Genomic DNA, 15,583 nt, shown 5'->3' with positions numbered 1-15,583 from the left:
CAGGCATGATGACCCCGACCCGCCAGGCGCTGCTGGACCGCATCACCGACCCGGACCGCGCCTACGACACGCCCGCTGCCGAACTGCTGCCGCTGCAGATGGCCGCGGCGCAGGAGCTGTTCGCGCAGCGCATCACGCAGATCCCCTTGCTGCGCCAGCGCGCCGCGGATGCCGGCATCAGCCAGATCCGCAGTCCCGAGGACCTGCTGCCACTGCTGTTTGCGCACACCGTCTACAAGAGCTATCCGCAGAGCTTTGTCGACCAGGGCCGCTGGGACCGCTTGCTGCAATGGATGCAGACGCTCTCGGTGGCCGATGTAAGCCAGGTCGATGTGCGCGGCGTCACCGATGTCGATGACTTTCTTGAACGTCTGTGGGCGGCCGGCCATGGTGTGTTGGCCAGCAGCGGTTCGGGCGGCAAATGCTCGTTCCTGAACCACACCCCGGGCGACCGCGAATTGAAGGCGCGCCACTTCAAGCACACCACGGCCTGGCCGCTGGCCCGTTCGGCGCCCGACCGTGCGCTGTTCTGGCTGGGGCCGATCAAGGGCTTCAACAGCGCGGTCGAATCGGCGCAGATCAACCGCGTCAACTGGGGCCGGCCGGGAGCCATGCATGCACTGGGCACGCCGCTGCGCATCGGCGAAGTCAACCGGGGGATCGCGCTGCGCAAGCGCATGGCCGAGGGCAGCGCAACCCCGGGCGAGATCGCCGCCGCCGAGGCCGATGCCGCTGCGAAGGCCGAACAAGGCCGCGCCGAGTTGCTGGCCTTGGCCGACCACATCCTCGATCACCGGCACGAGCCGATCATGCTGTCCGGCCTGTGGGCGCAGCACATGGTGATCCTGCAGCGCGCCGGCGAACGCGGCATCCCCGATGGCGACTTTCACCGCCAGGCCATCGTGATGGCCGGCGGCGGCGTCAAGGGCATCGCGCTGCCGCCGGACTACCAGACCCAGGTCGACCGCTTCTACGGCGACGTGATCCGCCCCGGCGCCTACGGCATGACCGAATTGGCGCAGATGATGCCGCGCTGCGAAGCCGGCCGCTACCACCGTGCGCCGGGCCTTGTCTGGCTGGTCAGCGATGAGCAAGGCGAACGCCTGCTGAGCGCCGAACACGATGCCGACGCCAATGGCCAGGCCACCGGCCGCTTCGCCTTCCTGGACCTGCTGCACGAAGGCCGCTGGGGCGGGCTGATCACCGGCGACAAGGTGACCATCGACTTCAACGAGCGCTGCCCCTGCGGCCGCCACGGGCCGACGCTGCTGGACAGCATCAGCCGCTACACCACGGGCGGTGGCGACGACAACATCGGCTGCGCCGGCACCATCGACGCCTACATCCGCGGGGCGGTGGGCGCATGAGCACGCCGGGCCGCCCCAAGGGCGAATTCCGGAGTGCGCAGCACGAGGGTACTCCAGTGAGTGTGCCGGGCCGCTCCCAAACGCGAATCCCGGAGCACGCAGTGCGGAGGGGCGTCCAATGAGCACCGACATCATGGCCGTGGCCCATATCGTGCAAGGTGAGCGGGTGTGCGGTGGCGAGCAGGTGTACGGCCGCTTCGCGACACCCAAGCTCGACCTCGACCGGCTGGTCTGGCCGCGCAGCGCACCCGGACCGGCCTTCAACACGCCGCTGGCCGAGATCATCGATGTGCTGGTGCAGCTGGGCGCCTGGCTGGCGGCCGACCCGCAGGGCGTCGTCGCCCAGGCGCTGGAACACGCGGTGCGCGCAGGCAGCCTGCCGCGGCCGCTGATGGCGTTCGCCTACGCCAACATCGGCAAGCCCTTCGATCGCCGCAGCATTGAATTCCAGGTGCAGCGCGAACTCGGCGGTGCCGATGTGCTGGACGGCTGGCGCGAGATCCCGGACGCGCCCAGCAGCCGCCCGGCGCGCATCCGCGCCTTTCCGCCACGGCTGATCCACATCGTCGCCGGCAATGCGCCGGGCGTCTCGGCGCAGACGGTGCTGCGCGGCGCCATCACCAAGGGCGTGCACCTGCTGAAGCTGCCGTCCAACGATTTGTTCACCGCGCCAGCCATCCTGCGCGGCCTGGCGGCGGTGGCGCCTGGCCATCCGCTGACACGTTCGTTCTCGGCCGTCTATTGGCGCGGCGGCGATGCGGCGGTGGAGGGCGTGCTGTTTCGCCCGCAGTTCTTCGACAAGATCGTCGCCTGGGGCGGCGAAGCGTCGATCCGCAGCGCCATCAAGTACCTCGGCCCCGGGCTGGAGCTGGTCAGCTTCGACCCCAAGACTTCGATCTCGTTGATCGGCCGCGAGGCCTTCAAGTCGGCCGAGTCGCTGGCCGCAGTGGCCGAGCGGGCCGCCTTCGACGCAACGCTGATGAACCAGCAGGCCTGCGCGTCCAGCCGCTTCCAGTTTGTCGAAGCCAGCGTCGAGGAGGCCGATCGCTACTGCGCGTTGCTGCAGCAGCGCATGAATGTCGACCGGCCCACTGCATCGGCCATCGGGCCGGCCGTGCCACCCGCGCTGCGCGACGAGATCGACGGGCTGCGCATGCTGGCGCCGGAAGTGCGCGTGTGGGGCGGCTACGGCGGCGAGGGCGTGGTGATCCGCTCCGACACGCCGGTGGACTTTCATCCCGACGGCAAGATCGTCAACGTGGTGCCGGTGGTCGACCTGGCCGATGCGGTGATGCATGCCAACGTCGCGACGCAGACCGTCGGCATCTGGCCACCGGCGCGCAAGCCCGCATTGCGCGATGCGCTGGCCTCGCGCGGCGTGCAGCGCATCGTGAACCTGGGCGGCACAGCAGGCGTCGAGCTCGGTTTGCCGCACGACGGTTTCATGCCGCTCCACCGCTTCGTGCGCTGGATCAACGACGAAGGCTAGACGCATGTCTCTCATCATCCGCCCCCTGAGCCCCTTCGGCGCCGAAGTCATCGGCCTCGACCTCGACGACGAGCAGGCGCTCGATGTCAGCACCCAGCAGGCGCTGCGTGCGGCCTGGGTCGAGCACGGCATCCTGCTGTTCCGCAACGCGCTGCATTCGGAAGCCGCGCACCTGCGCCTGAGCCGGGTGTTCGGCGAGCCGCAGCCGGCGGCCGTCAAGCGCATCAACGATGCCAACAACCCCTACCTGATGAACCTGACGCAGCGCGCCGGCGACGCCAGCGGCGAGACCTTCACGCTGTTCGAGGTGGATGGCCAGCGCCGCACCGGCTGGCTCGGCTGGCACTGGGACCAGGCCTTCACGGCCGAGATCGTGCGTGGCGCGCTGTTGCGCATGATCACGCCGGCGAGGGTGGATGGCCGCACCGGCTTCATCGATGCGGCTGCCGCCCATAGTCGCTTGAGCCCGGCGATGCAACAGCGCATCGAAGGCCTGGAGGTGGTCTACCACTTCACTGGCGCGCAGGAGCAGAACCGCTTCGGCTTTCCGAGCAGCCTGCGTGTGGTCGAGCGCAACCCCCAGGCCGACGCTGCGCTGCAGCGGTACCGGGGCGAGTTTCCGCCGGTGGTGCACCCGCTGGTGATCACGCAGCACGAGACCGGCCGCAAGGTGCTGAAGCTGTCGCCGATGCATGCGCGGGCCATCCTCGGCATGGAGGCGTCCGCCAGCGACGCCTTGCTGCATGAACTGGCCGAGCACCTGGTCGATGCGCGCCACGCCTACTTCCACACCTGGCAGGCCGACGACGCGATCGTCTGGGACAACTGGCGCAGCCTCCACAGCGCGACCGGCGTGCCTTTCGATGTCGATCGCCTGGCGCAGCGCACCACCATCGTCGGCGACTACAAGCTCGGCCGCTACCTCGACCCCGCGCGCAATGGGCAGCCGCCGCAGCGCCGGTTGGACGATTAGCCGACAGAGCGCCCCCCAGGCCGACGACATACGTCGTCCGCCCCCCGAGGGGCTTGAATAAAGTGGCAGAGCCACATTGACTCAGGAGGCCGCCGCAATGCGCTACCAACTGCTGGGCCGATCGGGCCTGCGAATCTCCGAACTGTGCCTGGGCACGATGACCTTCGGCGCCGCCGGCTGGGGCACGCCGGAGCCTGAGGCCGCGGCCATGGTCAGGCGCTTCCGCGATGCCGGCGGCAACTTCTTCGATACCGCCAACGAGATCTATGCCGGCGGCCTATCGGAAGAAATACTCGGCCGCCTGGTCGCCGGCGAACGCGACCAGGTGGTCATCGCCACCAAGTACGGCCTGCAGATGCCGGGCAGCAACAACCCCAACGCCGCCGGCAACCAGCGCAAGAGCCTGAAGCGATCGATCGAATCCAGCCTGCGCCGGCTGGGCACCGACTACGTCGACCTGCTGTGGACACATTGCTGGGACGGCGTGACGCCGGTCGACGAAGTGATGCGCGCGCTGGACGACCTGGTGCGCCAGGGCAAGGTGCTGCACATCGGCGTGTGCAACACCCCAGCCTGGGTGGTGGCGCGTGGCAACACCGTGGCCGAGCTGCGTGGCTGGACGGCCTTTGCCGGCCTGCAGCTGGAGTACAGCCTGATCGAGCGCACGGCAGAGCGCGAACTGCTGCCGATGGCCCGCGCGCTGGGCCTGAGCGTGGCCGCCTGGGCGCCGCTGGCCAGCGGCATCCTCAGCGGCAAGTACACCGCCCCCGCGGCCGGCGATGGCACGCGGCTGCAGAAGGCGCCGATGCATGCGCTGGATGAACGCAGCCTGGCCATTGCACACGGTGTCGCGGCGCTGGCGGCCGAGCTGGGCCGGCCGCCGGCCCAGGTGGCGCTGAACTGGGTGCGTGCGCAAGCCGGCGTGCTGCCGCTGCTGGGTGTGCGCACCGACGCGCAGCTGCAGGACAACCTGGCCTGCCTGGAATTCAAGCTCGAAGCCGGGGCGCTGGCGCGGCTGGATGCACTGAGCGCCATTCCGCTCGGCCAGCCGCACGACTACCTGCGCCGCACGCGCGCGCTGGCAACGGCCGGCTTTGATGCCCGGCTGGACCTGAGCCCATCCAAGGAATGCAAGCCATGAACGATGTCGCGCGCCATGACGCGGCGCGATAGCGCATGACTACTTCCGTGCGGTGACGAATGGATTGAGAACTTCCACACCGAAGTGCTTGAAGTCGCTGACGTTGCGAGTCACCACGGTCAGCCTGCGCACCCGGGCCGTTGCCGCGATCATGGCGTCCTCGTACAAGGTATCCGAGGCACGGTGCATGAGCCGGGCCCACTCCCGGAAAGCCGTGGCGTCCATCGGTACGACATTGATCGTCGCCGAAATCTGCTCCAGCCATGCCTCCAATTCGTCAGCCTTCGCCGGGTCCTGCTCCCGCGTGATCTCGATGCCGGCCTGAATCTCGCCAACCGTTACAGCAGAGATGTGCAACTCGGCGTCCACCGCGTCCTCGACCCATTGCAGCACGGCGCCATGCGGCTTGAGCTTGCGCAGTTCGGAGACGACGTTTGTGTCCAGCAAGTACATCGGGTGTTACCGCAGTTCGGAAGGCTTGCGGCGCCGGGCACTTCCCCGCGAGGGGATCGGAATCTCCGCGCGCGCTTCACTGGATAGCAGCAGTTCCTTGAGCGAACGCCTGGCCGACGCTTGCAGCCGGCGCCATTCTTCGGCAGGAACCAGCACGGCTGCTTCAGCACCGCGCTTCGTCACCATCTGCGGTCCCTCGGTCAGGCATTTCTCCAGGAACTCGCTGAACCGGGCCTTTGCATCCTGAACCGGCCATGTCTGCATCGCGCCACCCGCTTTCTGACTAGTGTGCTGACTAGTCTAGCAGGCGAATGTGGACTCCGCCAGCGGCTGCCATGCGGCGCCGGCTTGCTGCGCCATTCCCCCGGGATCTCGCCCGCGCTATCGAGGCCCGAACCGCGGCAGCCACACGGCCGCGGCCACCTGTTCGAAGCGCACCTGCAGCGCCATGCCGATCCGCGCATCCTGGTCATTGCAGCCGACAAGATTGCTGAACATCACCGGCCCTTCCTCCAGTTCCACCACCGCCAGCACCAGCGGCATCACGAAGCCGGGTGCTGGTGCCTTGTGCACCACGCTGTAGCTGTACAGCGTGCCGCGACCGCTGGCCTGGACCCACTGCCAGTCGGTCGCAAAACAATGCGTGCAGGCCACTTCAGGGCGGAAGAAGTGACGGGTGCAGGCATTGCACAAGGGCAGCAGCAGGCGGCTCTGGGCGGCGGCATCCCAGAAGGGCCGCGTCAGATCGGTGATAGCGGGCAAGGTGGGCGTCGGCATCACGCCGGGGGCTAGCGTGAAGTCGGCGCTCATCGTTTCAGCCATGGTGTCAACCAGCGTGTCAGCCATCGCTTCACCCTTTCCCCAGCACGATCAACTCGATGTGTTGCGCACCGCTGCCGGCATTGCTGGCCAGCGCCAGCTTCGCATCCGGTACCTGCCGCGCGCCGTTGATGCCGCGCAACTGGCGCGCGGCCTCGATCACCTTGAGCGTCAGCTGCGCGGTGCCGGTCCAGCTGCCGGCCAGCATGCCGCCGTCCAGGTTGGTGGGGCAGCTGCCGGCCAGCGTCAAGCGCTCGCCGGCGCAGAACGCACCGCCTTCGCCTTCGCCGCACAAGCCCAGCATCTCGAACTGGCGCAGCACCTCGAAGCTCACCGGGTCGTAGAGCGAGAACACATCGATGTCCTGCGCGCTGACGCCGGCGCGGCTGAAGGCGCGCTTTGCGGCCGCCTGGCCCAGCGTGCGCAACTGCCGGTACAGCGGCGGGTTGGCATAGTTGCCCTGGAAGAACTCCATGCCGCCGCCGAGGATGGGCACCGGCTGCCGTGGCAGATCGCGCGCGCGTTCGGCGGTGGTGATGACGATCGCGGCGCCGCCTTCGTTCATCAGGCAGCAGTCCAGGCGGTGAAAGGGCGTGGCGATCAGCGGCGAGGCCAAGACGTCGGCCGCGGTGTACGGCCCGGCGCCGAACATCACCGCCTCGGGGTTGACATGGCCGTGGTTGCGGATCGTCGCCGCCACATGCGCGATCTGCTCGGGCGTGGTGCCGAACTCGTGCATGTGGCGCATCGCCACCAGCGCGAACTGCGACATCACCGAGCTGCCATAGGGCTCGGCGAACTCCATGCTCATGTTGGCCCCGGGTGCACTGCCGTCGGCGCTAAAGGGCCCGGCGCGGCCGCTGCCCACCACCGCCACCTCGCACAGCCCGGCTTCCACCGCGGCGGCGGCTTCCAGCACGCCGCGTACGCCTGCCGTCAGCAAATGGTGGCTCACGCACCAGGACAATGGCTGCTGCAGGTACATGGCCCAGTTCTCGGCATCGCGCGGCGCGCCGCCAGGGCCGGGCCAGTCGATGGCCGCGCCGTCCACATCGCGCGGCTGCAGGCCGGCATCGGCAATCGCGCCTTTCACCGCTTCGATCACCACGTCCTGCGAACTGCGGCCGGGCAGGCGGCGCGCCTGCTGCGTCTGGTAGATGCCCACAATGGTGGCGCTTCGGGGGGAGGTCATCGTCATGCTCCGCGCGTCAGACCACCGGGGTAGCCGCCGCCGCCATGGGCCGCATCCAGCGCGGCGTAGTCAATGGCGCCTTGCGGCGTGCGCGGCAGCGCCGGCACGAACACCACAAAGCGCGGCTTCTTGTAGGACGCGATGCGTTCGCGGCAATGTGCGATCAATGCTTCAGGCGTCGCTTCGGCACCAGGCTTGAGTACCACCAAGGCCTTGACGCTTTGCACCCAGGTGGCATCGGGCACGCCGATCACTGCGGCGTCGGCCACGCCGGGGTGCTGGCGCAGGCAGCCTTCGACCTCCGCCGGATAGATGTTCTCTGCGCCGCTCTTGATCATCTGCACCTTGGGGCCGATGAAGCTCAGCGAACCGTCGGCCTCGCGCCGGCCCAGATCGTTGGTGTGGTGCCAGCCGTCACGCTGGCGCTGCGTATTCAACTCCGGCCGGCGCCAATAGCCCTGCATCACGGTTGGGCCGCGCAAGCAGATCTCGCCGACCTCGCCGGGCGGCAGTTCGTGGCCGGCCTCGTCGAGGATGCGCAGCTGCGCCACCGGGCCGGTGCGGCCGTTACGGCCCTGGTTGTGGCCCCAGCCGTAGTAAGCCCAGCTCACCGGGCCCATGGCCTCGGTCTGGCCGTAGCCGAACAGGCTGCGCGAATCCTGCACCTGCACCATCGCATCCCACTCGGGGCTGACGCTGGCCGAGCGCAGGCAGCTGAAGTCATAGGCGTGCTCGCGGTTCAGCGCCACCAGTTCGGCGCAGGTGGACTGCATCAGGAATGCGTAGCTGCAGCGCTGCTCATGGATCTGCTGGGCGATGGCCTCGGTATCGGTGCGACGGATGAAGACGTTGGTGCCGGCGATGTGGAATACCGCCAGCGTGACCATCAGCGTGCCGACGTGGAACAGCGGGCCGGAGTTCAGAAAGCAGGTCTCGGCCGACAGGTCCTGGATATCGATCAGCGCCATGTCCTGCCAGGTGATCGCGCGCTGGCTCAGCATCGCGCCATTTGGCCGGCCGCCGAAAGCCGCCGTGTAGACCACCAGCGCCGGCGCATCGGCATTGGGCACGCGCGGGCGCGGCTGCGGCGCCGCGGTGCCGATGAAGTCTTCATAGCCGCCGGCGCCGTCGAGCGCCAGCCACAGCGGGGCACGAAAGCTGGCGCGTTCACGTGCCGCCAGCACCGTGCCGCCGATCTCGCCGGCCTGCCAGATCACCACGCGGGGTTCGAGGTCGTCGATGATGAAGGCCAGCTCGTCGGCCGACTGGCGCCAGTTCACCGGGCAGAACATCGCGCCCAACGCACCGGCAGCGATGATGCCTTCGAGCACACCCGGGTGGTTCTGAGCCAGCCAGAGAATGCGATCGTCGCGCTGCACGCCGGCGTCTTCCAGCGCATTGGCCAGGCGCTGCACGCGGTCGGCGAATTCAGGGTAGGTCCAGCGCCGGCCTTCGCCGACGACGGCCACGCCTTGCGGGCGCGAGCGGCGATGCTCTTCCAGGATTTCCGGCAAGGTCAGGCTGTGCAGCGACGAACTCATTCGAAGAACACCCTGTCCCCATCCACCCGTCCGCGGTAGCCGGTGCGCAGGCGCACGAACGGCGTGGCGCGCGAAGCCACCGCCGTCAGCAGCAGCTCGCCGCCGGCTTCTTCCACCAGCCACTGGCTGCGGTCGTAGACCGCGCCAACATCTGAACTCTGGCTGCGGTCGCAGAACGCGCCAACATCCGAACTCCGGCTGCGGTCGTAGACCGCGCCAACATCTGAAGTACTCGGCTCCTGGATGGCCCAGATCGGCCCCAGCGGCCACATCGTCCACGGCGCCAGGCCGTGTTCGCGCAGCCTGGCAGCTGCATCCGGCAGCGCCAGCACCGTGCTGTGGCCGAGCAACGCCTGCAGGTCACGCCCCAGCAAAAGAAAGGCGTCGACCAGTTCGCCGCTCAGGCCTAGCACGGCTTGCATGCGGAAGCGGCGCAGGAACATGTCGCTGCGCGGCGCATCGATGGCCGCGGGTTCGGCCACGCCGAAGGGCACACCCAGGCCGATCAATGCGTTTTCATAAGGCCACAGCATCAGGTTGTCGCCGCCGGCGCCTATCACGTGAAGTGGTCGGCCAACGACCACGCCGATGCGCTGCAGCACGCTGCGCGCCCAGTCGGTATCAGCGGCTATGTCTTTCAGGCTCAGCGTGTACGGCTGTGTGCCGGTGGGCAGGCGCAGCAGGCCCACGCCCCAGCGAGTGGCCAAGGCGCCGGGCGCGCGAGGATCGTTTCCCGGGGTCATGCCGGTACTCATTGCTTGACCGTCCGCGGAATCTTGTGGCGCGAGCCGGATTGCATGATCTGCGCTTCACTGACCAGCTCGATCTGCGGCCGGATGCCCACCGCGGCCTGCACAGAATCGACCAGCGCATCGCGCACGCGATTCAGGTCGGTGCCGGCCGCGCCGCTGTGGCCGACGCGGATCTTCAACGCCTCCATCTCGCGCTGCGGGCGGATGATCTGGAACAGCCCGTGCGCGCAGGCCGGCACGTCTTCGATCGCACCCCATACGTCCATCGGCAGGATTGAGCGGCCTTGCACCAGCAACTCGTCGGCGCTGCGGCCCACCGGCGTGAAGCGGGCATGCGTGCGGCCGCATTCGCAGCGGCCGCGCTTCATGTCGACGATGTCGCCGCCGCGGTAGCGCAGCAGCGGATCCAGCGGGTTGACCAGCGAGCTGCACACCAGCTCGCCGCGGCCATCGCCTGCGATCGGGCGGGCGGTCACCGGATCGATGATTTCGGCCACGCCGATGTCTTCCCAGGCATGGCAGCCGTCATGCTCGCGGCAGTCGTGCGCATGGCCCAGGTCGCCGAAGCTGGTCTGGTTGAAGATCTTGCCGGCCAGGCCCCAGCGCTCGAAGGTCAGCCGCATCTTCGGCCCCACCGGCTCGCCGGCGAACAGGATGCCCTTGTAGCTGGCGAACACATCGCGCATGTCGATGCCCATCGTGCGCTCGATGTCCTGCAGGCCGGCGCCGATGAACGAGGTCATGGCATAGAACACCGTCGGCCGGTAGCGCCGCGAGAGGTCGACGAACTGGTGCAGATCACCGGGGCCGTAGCCGAGCACGATGGGCGTCAGGCCCAGCATCTGCAGCAGCCGGAACATCGGCCCACGCATGCGCAGCCCGAAGTAGACACCGTAGTCGCCCGGGCGCAGGCCGATCTCCCACCAGTCGCGCAGCGTGCCGCCCCAGTAGCTGGCCGGGCCGTCGGTGGGCAGGCCGGGGGCGGCGGGCAGGTTGCCATCGACGCCGGAACCACTGCGGCCCCAGCGGTAGGCAAACAGCGTCGGGTCGCCGGTGGTGCCGGAGCTGGAGCCCATGAAGCTGACCTGGTCCAGCGGTTCGCACAGCAGGCCGCAGAAGGGGTCGCCCTGGCTGTCGCGCCAGGCGCGCATCTGGTCCTTGTCCATCAGCGGCGCGTGGGCGGTGAAGTCGGCCGTGCTGCGGATGTCCGAGGGCTGCAGGCCGGCGGCCTGCCATTGCGCGCGGATGAAGGCCGAATGCGCGTAGGCATGGGCCACCATGCCCAGCAGCCGCTCCTGCTGCAGCGCCAGCAGCTGCGGCCGGGCCAGGGTTTCCACCGGCTCCAGGTAGCGCTGCTCGGCGGAAGGGAGTTCAAGCATCGGTCAGTGTCCTGAGAATTCGGGTTTGCGCTTGGCCAGAAAGGCCTCGACCGCCTCGCGATGATCGCGCGATTGCAGCGAAGCCATCTCATAGGCCAGCCCGGCATCCAGCACTTGCGCGGCCTGGGCTTTGAGCCCGAGGTTCAGCGTGGCCTTGGTCCATTGGATCGCAAGTCGGGCGCCGCTGCTGAAGCGTTCGCCCCAGCGATTGACCGTGGCATCCAGCTCGTCGTCAGGCACGCAGAAGTTCACCAGGCCGATGCGCTCGGCCTCGGCCGCCGTCAGCAGCTCGCCGCCCAGCAGGTAGCGCTTGGCGCGGGCATAGCCTATCAGCAGCGGCCAGGCCAGCGCGCCACCGTCGCCGGCCACCAGGCCGACGCGCACGTGCGGGTCGCCGATGCGGGCGCTGTGGCCCATCACCGTCAGGTCGCACAGCAGCGCCAGCGTCGCGCCCAGGCCGATCGCATCGCCGTGAATGCGCGCGATGATCGGCTGCTCCACCTCCAGCAGTGCGTTGACGAAGCGCCGCGCCAGGTCGAACTCCTGCTTGATCAAGGCGCTGTCGCCCATGATGCGCAAGCTGTGCGCCAGGTCACCGCCGGCGCTGAAGGCGCGGCCCGCGCCAGTGAGCACCACGGCCGCGGTGGCGCCGTCTTCGCGCAGGTTCTGGAACAGCCGCAGCAGTTCGCTTTCCATCGCGCAGTCGATGGCGTTGAGCTTGTCCGGTGCGTTCAGTGTCACGCGCAGCAGCGCGCCGCTGCGCTCGATCTGAAGCGTGTTGTAGCCCAGATGTTCCATGGACTGGTCCATCGCTTCAACCCCGCGCCAGTTCCAGCAGCCGCGGTGCCGGCGCCCACAGCGGGCCCTGGCTGGCGTGGTAGGTCTGCACGGTGTCCAGCAGCGCCGGCCAGCCGCGCTGCGCGGCCCAGTACATCGGCCCGCCCTGGTGTCGCGGAAAGCCGTAGCCGTGCACATAGGCGACGTCGATGTCGCCGGCGCGCAGCGCGATGCCTTCGCCGACGATCTTCAGCCCTTCGTTGGCCATCGCGCTGAGCACGCGGGTGACGATCTCGTCATCGCTGACCGCGCGGCGCGTTATCTTCAGCTCGGCGGCCACGCCGGCGATCAGCGTTTCCACCTCGGGATCGGGCGTGGCATCGCGACCCTGGTAGAGGTAGTAGCCCCTGCCCGTCTTCTGGCCGAAGCGGCCTTGCTCGCACAGGCGGTCGGCAATCGGCGAATAGCGCAGGCGCTTGTCGCGGAACTGTTCGCGGTACTGGCGGATGCGCCAGCCCACGTCCAGGCCGGACATGTCGCGCATCAGGTACAGGCCCATCGGGAAGCCGAAGCCCTGTAGTGCGCGGTCCACCTGCCAGGGCGTGGCGCCTTCTTCCAGCAGGAAATCGCATTCGCGGCCGTAGACGGCGAGGATGCGGTTGCCGATGAAGCCATCGGCATTGCCTGATAGCACTGCCACCTTGTTGATCTGCTTGGCCAACGCCATGGTGGTGACGAGGGTCTGCGGCGCGGTGCCGTCGGTGCGCACCACTTCCAGCAGCTTCATCACGTTGGCGGGGCTGAAGAAGTGCGCGCCGACCACGCTGCCGGGCCGTGTGGTGGCCTCGGCGATCTTGTCGATGTTCAGCGTCGAGGTGTTGGTGGCCAGCACGGCGCCGGGCTTCATCACCGCATCGAGCTGGCGGAAGATGCCCTGTTTGACGGCCAGGTCCTCGAAGGCCGCTTCGATCACGATGTCGGTGTCGGCAATCGCGCCGTAGGCCAGCGTGCCGGCGATCAGCGACAGCGCCCGGTCCACCTGGTCCTGCGACAGGCTGCCGCGCGCCACCGACGTGGCGTAGTTCTTCTCGATCAGTGCGCGGCCGCGGGCCAGGGCCTCGGGCGTGGCATCGAGCAGCCATACCGGGATGCCGGCGTTGGCAAAACACATCGCGATGCCGCCGCCCATGGTGCCGGCGCCCACCACCGCGGCCGAGCGGATGCGCTGCGGCCGCAGATCGGCCGACAGCCCCGGGATGCGCGCCACTTCGCGTTCGGCATTGAACAGATGGATCAAGGCGCCGCGCTGGGCGCTGGCCTTGCAGACGTTGAAGGCCGCCAGTTCGATGGCGTAGGCCTCGTCGAAGGGCAGCAGGCAGGCGGCCTCGATGCAGCGCACGATGTGCTGCGGCGCCATCAGCCCGCGCCACTTGCGCGCGTGCTTGGCGAGGAACTCGGTGAACAGCGCGGGCGTGGCTTCAGCCAGGCGCTGGTTGCGCTGGCTCACGCGCGCCAGCGGCTGGCCCTCGGCCACGGCCCGCCGCGCGAAGGCCAGTGCGCTGGCCAGCAGCTGGCCTTCAGCGTACTGGCCGCCGGGTGATTCCGGGTCAACCAACGCGTCGACCACGCCATCGGCCAAGGCCTGCTGCGCGCTGAAATGCTTGCCACTGGTGATCAGCTCCAGCGCGCGCGCCGGACCCACCAGCCGCGGCAGGCGCTGCGTGCCGCCGGCGCCGGGCAGCAGGCCGAGATTGACTTCGGGCAGGCCCAGCTTGCAGTCCGCCCGCGCCACGCGGAAGTGGCAGCCCAGCGCAATTTCCAGCCCGCCGCCCAGGGCATTGCCGCCGAGCGCGGCCACCACCGGCTTGGTCGAGGCTTCGATCGCCGCGATCACGTCGCGGCCTGAAATCGGCGGCTGCGCGCCGGTGGGCGGCTGGCCGAACTCGCGGATGTCGGCGCCGGGGATGAACTTGTCGCCGGCGCCTATCAAGACCATGGCCACCACCTGCGCATCGGCGGTGGCGGCCTGCACCGCGTCGCGCAGTTCCAGGCGCACGGCCAGGCTCATCGCATTGACCGGCGGGTTGTTGATGGTGATCACGGCCACCGGTTGGCCGGCCTGATCGTCGATGCGGGAAGTGACGGTGCTCATCGGGGTTTGTCTGTATGCCAAGCGTTGCCAACATAGTAAACTACGTTAACTCATTCAGACACCCCGGGCCAACCCCGATACAGCTCTCGATACGGCCCCCGACACAGCCTCGACATGGACCTGAGCAACGCCCCATCATCATGAGTGACTTCATCCGCAGCACCCAGGCCGGCCGCATCGTCACGCTGACGCTGTCGCGCCCCGCGCAACGCAACGCCTTGGCCAGCCACGACGATTGCGCCGCGCTGGTATCGGCGGTGCAAGAGGCCGCCGCGAACCCCGATGTGGCCGTGCTGGTGCTCACCGGCGAAGGCCCGGCCTTCTGCGCCGGCGGCGACCTGAAGGCCATGCGTGAGCGCGACCCCGCCAAGGCCGGCATCGGCGCGCTGAGTTCCCCGCTGGCCACGCGCAACAACTACCGCCGCGGCATCCAGCGCATCCCCGAGGTGCTGTGGGATTGCGAGCTGCCGACCATCGCCGCGATCAACGGCGCGGCCATCGGCGCCGGGCTGGATCTGGCGCTGATGTGCGACCTGCGCATTGCCGCGCAGGGCGCCAAGCTGGCGTCCAGCTTCGTCAAGGTCGGCATCGTGCCGGGCGACGGCGGCGCCTACCTGCTGCCGCGCGCCGTGGGCTGGGCCAAGGCGGCCGAGATGATGTTCACCGGCGACGCACTCAGCGCCGACGAAGCACTGGCCTGCGGCCTGGTCTCGCGCGTGGTGGAACCCGCATCGCTGATGGACGAGGCGATGGCGCTGGCCCAGCGCATTGCCGCCAACCCGCCGCAGACGCTGCGCCTGGTCAAGCGCCTGCTGCGCGAGGCCCAGCACGCGCGGCTGGGCGAGGTGCTGCAGCTCTCGGCCGCGTTCCAGGCCCTGGCCCACGAAACCACCGACCACCGCGAGGCGCTGGACGCCTTCATCGAGAAACGCCCGCCGGTCTTCACCGGCAGCTGAACAGGAAGCTCACCACCATGACCGACAAGATCCTCAGCCACCGCGACGGCGCCGTGGCCCACATCGTCTTCAACAACCCGGACAAGCTCAACGCCATCTCGCTGGAGATGTGGCAGGGCATGGGCGACGCGGTGCTGCAGTTCGAGGCCGACCCGGAGGTGCGCGTGATCGTGCTGTCCGGCGCCGGTGGCAAGGCCTTCGTGGCCGGCGCCGATGTCTCGAAGTACGAAGAAGAGCGCATGGGTGAAGACAGTGCCGAGCACTACGCCCGCACCGGCGAGCGTGGTCTGTCGGCGCTGTACAACTCGCAGAAGGCCACCATCGCGGCGATCGACGGCTTCTGCATCGGCGGCGGCATCTCCGTGGCCACCTGCTGCGACCTGCGCATTGCCACGCCGAAGTCGACTTTCGCGCAGCCGGCCATGCGTTATGGCATCGGCTACCGCTACAAGAGCCTGCGCCGAGTCACCGACCTGATCGGTCCGGCGGCCACGAAGGAATTGCTGATCGGTGGCCAGACCTTCGATGCGGCCACGGCGCTGAACAAGGGCCTGGTCGGCCAGGTTTTGCCCGAAGAGGGCTTCATGGACGC

15 protein-coding genes are annotated in these 15,583 nt (G+C 68.7%); 6 read left to right on the top strand and 9 right to left on the bottom strand.

What is annotated here, in order from left to right:
• The first annotated feature begins 5 nt into the window (after positions 1–5).
• From VLK61_RS10160 to VLK61_RS10145, 4 genes are all read left to right on the top strand, one after another.
• On the top strand, positions 6–1,367 hold the full coding sequence (locus tag VLK61_RS10160; protein ID WP_325420767.1) for a hypothetical protein: 1,362 nt from the start codon (positions 6–8) through the stop codon (positions 1,365–1,367).
• Between the two features lie 118 nt (positions 1,368–1,485).
• Complete coding sequence (locus VLK61_RS10155; protein ID WP_325420766.1) at positions 1,486–2,856, top strand: acyl-CoA reductase; 1,371 nt, start codon at positions 1,486–1,488, stop codon at positions 2,854–2,856.
• A 4-nt stretch (positions 2,857–2,860) separates the two neighbouring features.
• On the top strand, positions 2,861–3,829 hold the full coding sequence (locus VLK61_RS10150) for a TauD/TfdA dioxygenase family protein (protein WP_325420764.1): 969 nt from the start codon (positions 2,861–2,863) through the stop codon (positions 3,827–3,829).
• A 97-nt stretch (positions 3,830–3,926) separates the two neighbouring features.
• Complete coding sequence (locus tag VLK61_RS10145) at positions 3,927–4,970, top strand: aldo/keto reductase (protein WP_325420762.1); 1,044 nt, start codon at positions 3,927–3,929, stop codon at positions 4,968–4,970.
• A gap of 39 nt (positions 4,971–5,009) precedes the next feature.
• Here the strand turns inward: VLK61_RS10145 and VLK61_RS10140 are convergent, their stop codons facing one another.
• The 9 genes from VLK61_RS10140 to VLK61_RS10100 form a co-directional block, all read right to left on the bottom strand.
• Entirely contained in the window at positions 5,010–5,423 is a 414-nt protein-coding gene (locus VLK61_RS10140) for a type II toxin-antitoxin system VapC family toxin (protein WP_325420760.1), read from the bottom strand.
• Positions 5,424–5,429: 6 nt separating this feature from the next.
• A complete protein-coding gene (locus tag VLK61_RS10135; protein ID WP_325420758.1) occupies positions 5,430–5,687 on the bottom strand; it encodes a type II toxin-antitoxin system Phd/YefM family antitoxin in 258 nt (85 codons plus the stop codon).
• Between the two features lie 117 nt (positions 5,688–5,804).
• Positions 5,805–6,245: a Zn-ribbon domain-containing OB-fold protein gene (locus tag VLK61_RS10130; protein WP_325420756.1), complete on the bottom strand. Its 441-nt coding sequence runs from the start codon at positions 6,243–6,245 to the stop codon at positions 5,805–5,807.
• A 28-nt stretch (positions 6,246–6,273) separates the two neighbouring features.
• A complete protein-coding gene (locus tag VLK61_RS10125) occupies positions 6,274–7,434 on the bottom strand; it encodes a thiolase family protein (protein WP_325420754.1) in 1,161 nt (386 codons plus the stop codon).
• Positions 7,435–7,436: 2 nt separating this feature from the next.
• Positions 7,437–8,975, bottom strand: coding sequence for an AMP-binding protein (locus tag VLK61_RS10120; RefSeq protein WP_325420752.1), 1,539 nt, complete (start codon positions 8,973–8,975; stop codon positions 7,437–7,439).
• Entirely contained in the window at positions 8,972–9,718 is a 747-nt protein-coding gene (locus VLK61_RS10115; RefSeq protein WP_325420750.1) for a hypothetical protein, read from the bottom strand. Before VLK61_RS10115 ends, VLK61_RS10120 begins: the two co-directional genes overlap by 4 nt.
• An 8-nt stretch (positions 9,719–9,726) precedes the next feature.
• The gene (locus VLK61_RS10110; RefSeq protein ID WP_325420748.1) at positions 9,727–11,106 is read right to left on the bottom strand and encodes a phenylacetate--CoA ligase family protein; all 1,380 of its coding nucleotides are present in this window, start codon (positions 11,104–11,106) and stop codon (positions 9,727–9,729) included.
• 3 nt (positions 11,107–11,109) lie between these two features.
• Complete coding sequence (locus VLK61_RS10105) at positions 11,110–11,916, bottom strand: enoyl-CoA hydratase/isomerase family protein (protein WP_325420746.1); 807 nt, start codon at positions 11,914–11,916, stop codon at positions 11,110–11,112.
• Between the two features lie 4 nt (positions 11,917–11,920).
• Positions 11,921–14,035 carry a 3-hydroxyacyl-CoA dehydrogenase NAD-binding domain-containing protein gene (locus VLK61_RS10100; protein ID WP_325420744.1) on the bottom strand — a complete coding sequence of 705 codons (2,115 nt, stop codon included), beginning with the start codon at positions 14,033–14,035 and terminating at the stop codon, positions 11,921–11,923.
• Positions 14,036–14,175: 140 nt separating this feature from the next.
• Here VLK61_RS10100 and VLK61_RS10095 point away from each other — a divergent pair, with 140 nt between their 5' ends.
• Both VLK61_RS10095 and VLK61_RS10090 read left to right on the top strand, forming a co-directional pair.
• Entirely contained in the window at positions 14,176–14,991 is an 816-nt protein-coding gene (locus VLK61_RS10095; RefSeq protein ID WP_325420742.1) for a crotonase/enoyl-CoA hydratase family protein, read from the top strand.
• A gap of 17 nt (positions 14,992–15,008) precedes the next feature.
• The coding region (locus VLK61_RS10090; RefSeq protein ID WP_325420740.1) for an enoyl-CoA hydratase-related protein at positions 15,009–15,583 on the top strand (575 nt) is incomplete at its 3' end.

This window comes from Aquabacterium sp., assembly GCF_035476535.1.
Classification (GTDB): Bacteria; Pseudomonadota; Gammaproteobacteria; order Burkholderiales; family Burkholderiaceae_C; genus Pseudaquabacterium.
The sequence above is the reverse complement of the archived record's forward strand: the minus strand, read 5'-3'. Positions and strand labels throughout refer to the sequence as shown.

Excerpts from the sequence above, each read along its gene's own strand:
- VLK61_RS10135 (WP_325420758.1), bottom strand. The coding sequence starts at position 5,687 with ATGCAGACATGGCCGGTTCAGGATGCAAAGGCCCGGTTCAGCGAGTTC.
- VLK61_RS10125 (WP_325420754.1), bottom strand. The coding sequence starts at position 7,434 with ATGACCTCCCCCCGAAGCGCCACCATTGTGGGCATCTACCAGACGCAG.
- VLK61_RS10105 (WP_325420746.1), bottom strand. The coding sequence starts at position 11,916 with ATGGACCAGTCCATGGAACATCTGGGCTACAACACGCTTCAGATCGAG.
- VLK61_RS10120 (WP_325420752.1), bottom strand. The coding sequence starts at position 8,975 with ATGAGTTCGTCGCTGCACAGCCTGACCTTGCCGGAAATCCTGGAAGAG.
- VLK61_RS10160 (WP_325420767.1), top strand. The coding sequence starts at position 6 with ATGATGACCCCGACCCGCCAGGCGCTGCTGGACCGCATCACCGACCCG.
- VLK61_RS10100 (WP_325420744.1), bottom strand. The coding sequence starts at position 14,035 with ATGAGCACCGTCACTTCCCGCATCGACGATCAGGCCGGCCAACCGGTG.
- VLK61_RS10140 (WP_325420760.1), bottom strand. The coding sequence starts at position 5,423 with ATGTACTTGCTGGACACAAACGTCGTCTCCGAACTGCGCAAGCTCAAG.
- VLK61_RS10115 (WP_325420750.1), bottom strand. The coding sequence starts at position 9,718 with ATGACCCCGGGAAACGATCCTCGCGCGCCCGGCGCCTTGGCCACTCGC.
- VLK61_RS10150 (WP_325420764.1), top strand. The coding sequence starts at position 2,861 with ATGTCTCTCATCATCCGCCCCCTGAGCCCCTTCGGCGCCGAAGTCATC.
- VLK61_RS10110 (WP_325420748.1), bottom strand. The coding sequence starts at position 11,106 with ATGCTTGAACTCCCTTCCGCCGAGCAGCGCTACCTGGAGCCGGTGGAA.
- VLK61_RS10155 (WP_325420766.1), top strand. The coding sequence starts at position 1,486 with ATGAGCACCGACATCATGGCCGTGGCCCATATCGTGCAAGGTGAGCGG.
- VLK61_RS10130 (WP_325420756.1), bottom strand. The coding sequence starts at position 6,245 with ATGGCTGAAACGATGAGCGCCGACTTCACGCTAGCCCCCGGCGTGATG.
- VLK61_RS10095 (WP_325420742.1), top strand. The coding sequence starts at position 14,176 with ATGAGTGACTTCATCCGCAGCACCCAGGCCGGCCGCATCGTCACGCTG.
- VLK61_RS10145 (WP_325420762.1), top strand. The coding sequence starts at position 3,927 with ATGCGCTACCAACTGCTGGGCCGATCGGGCCTGCGAATCTCCGAACTG.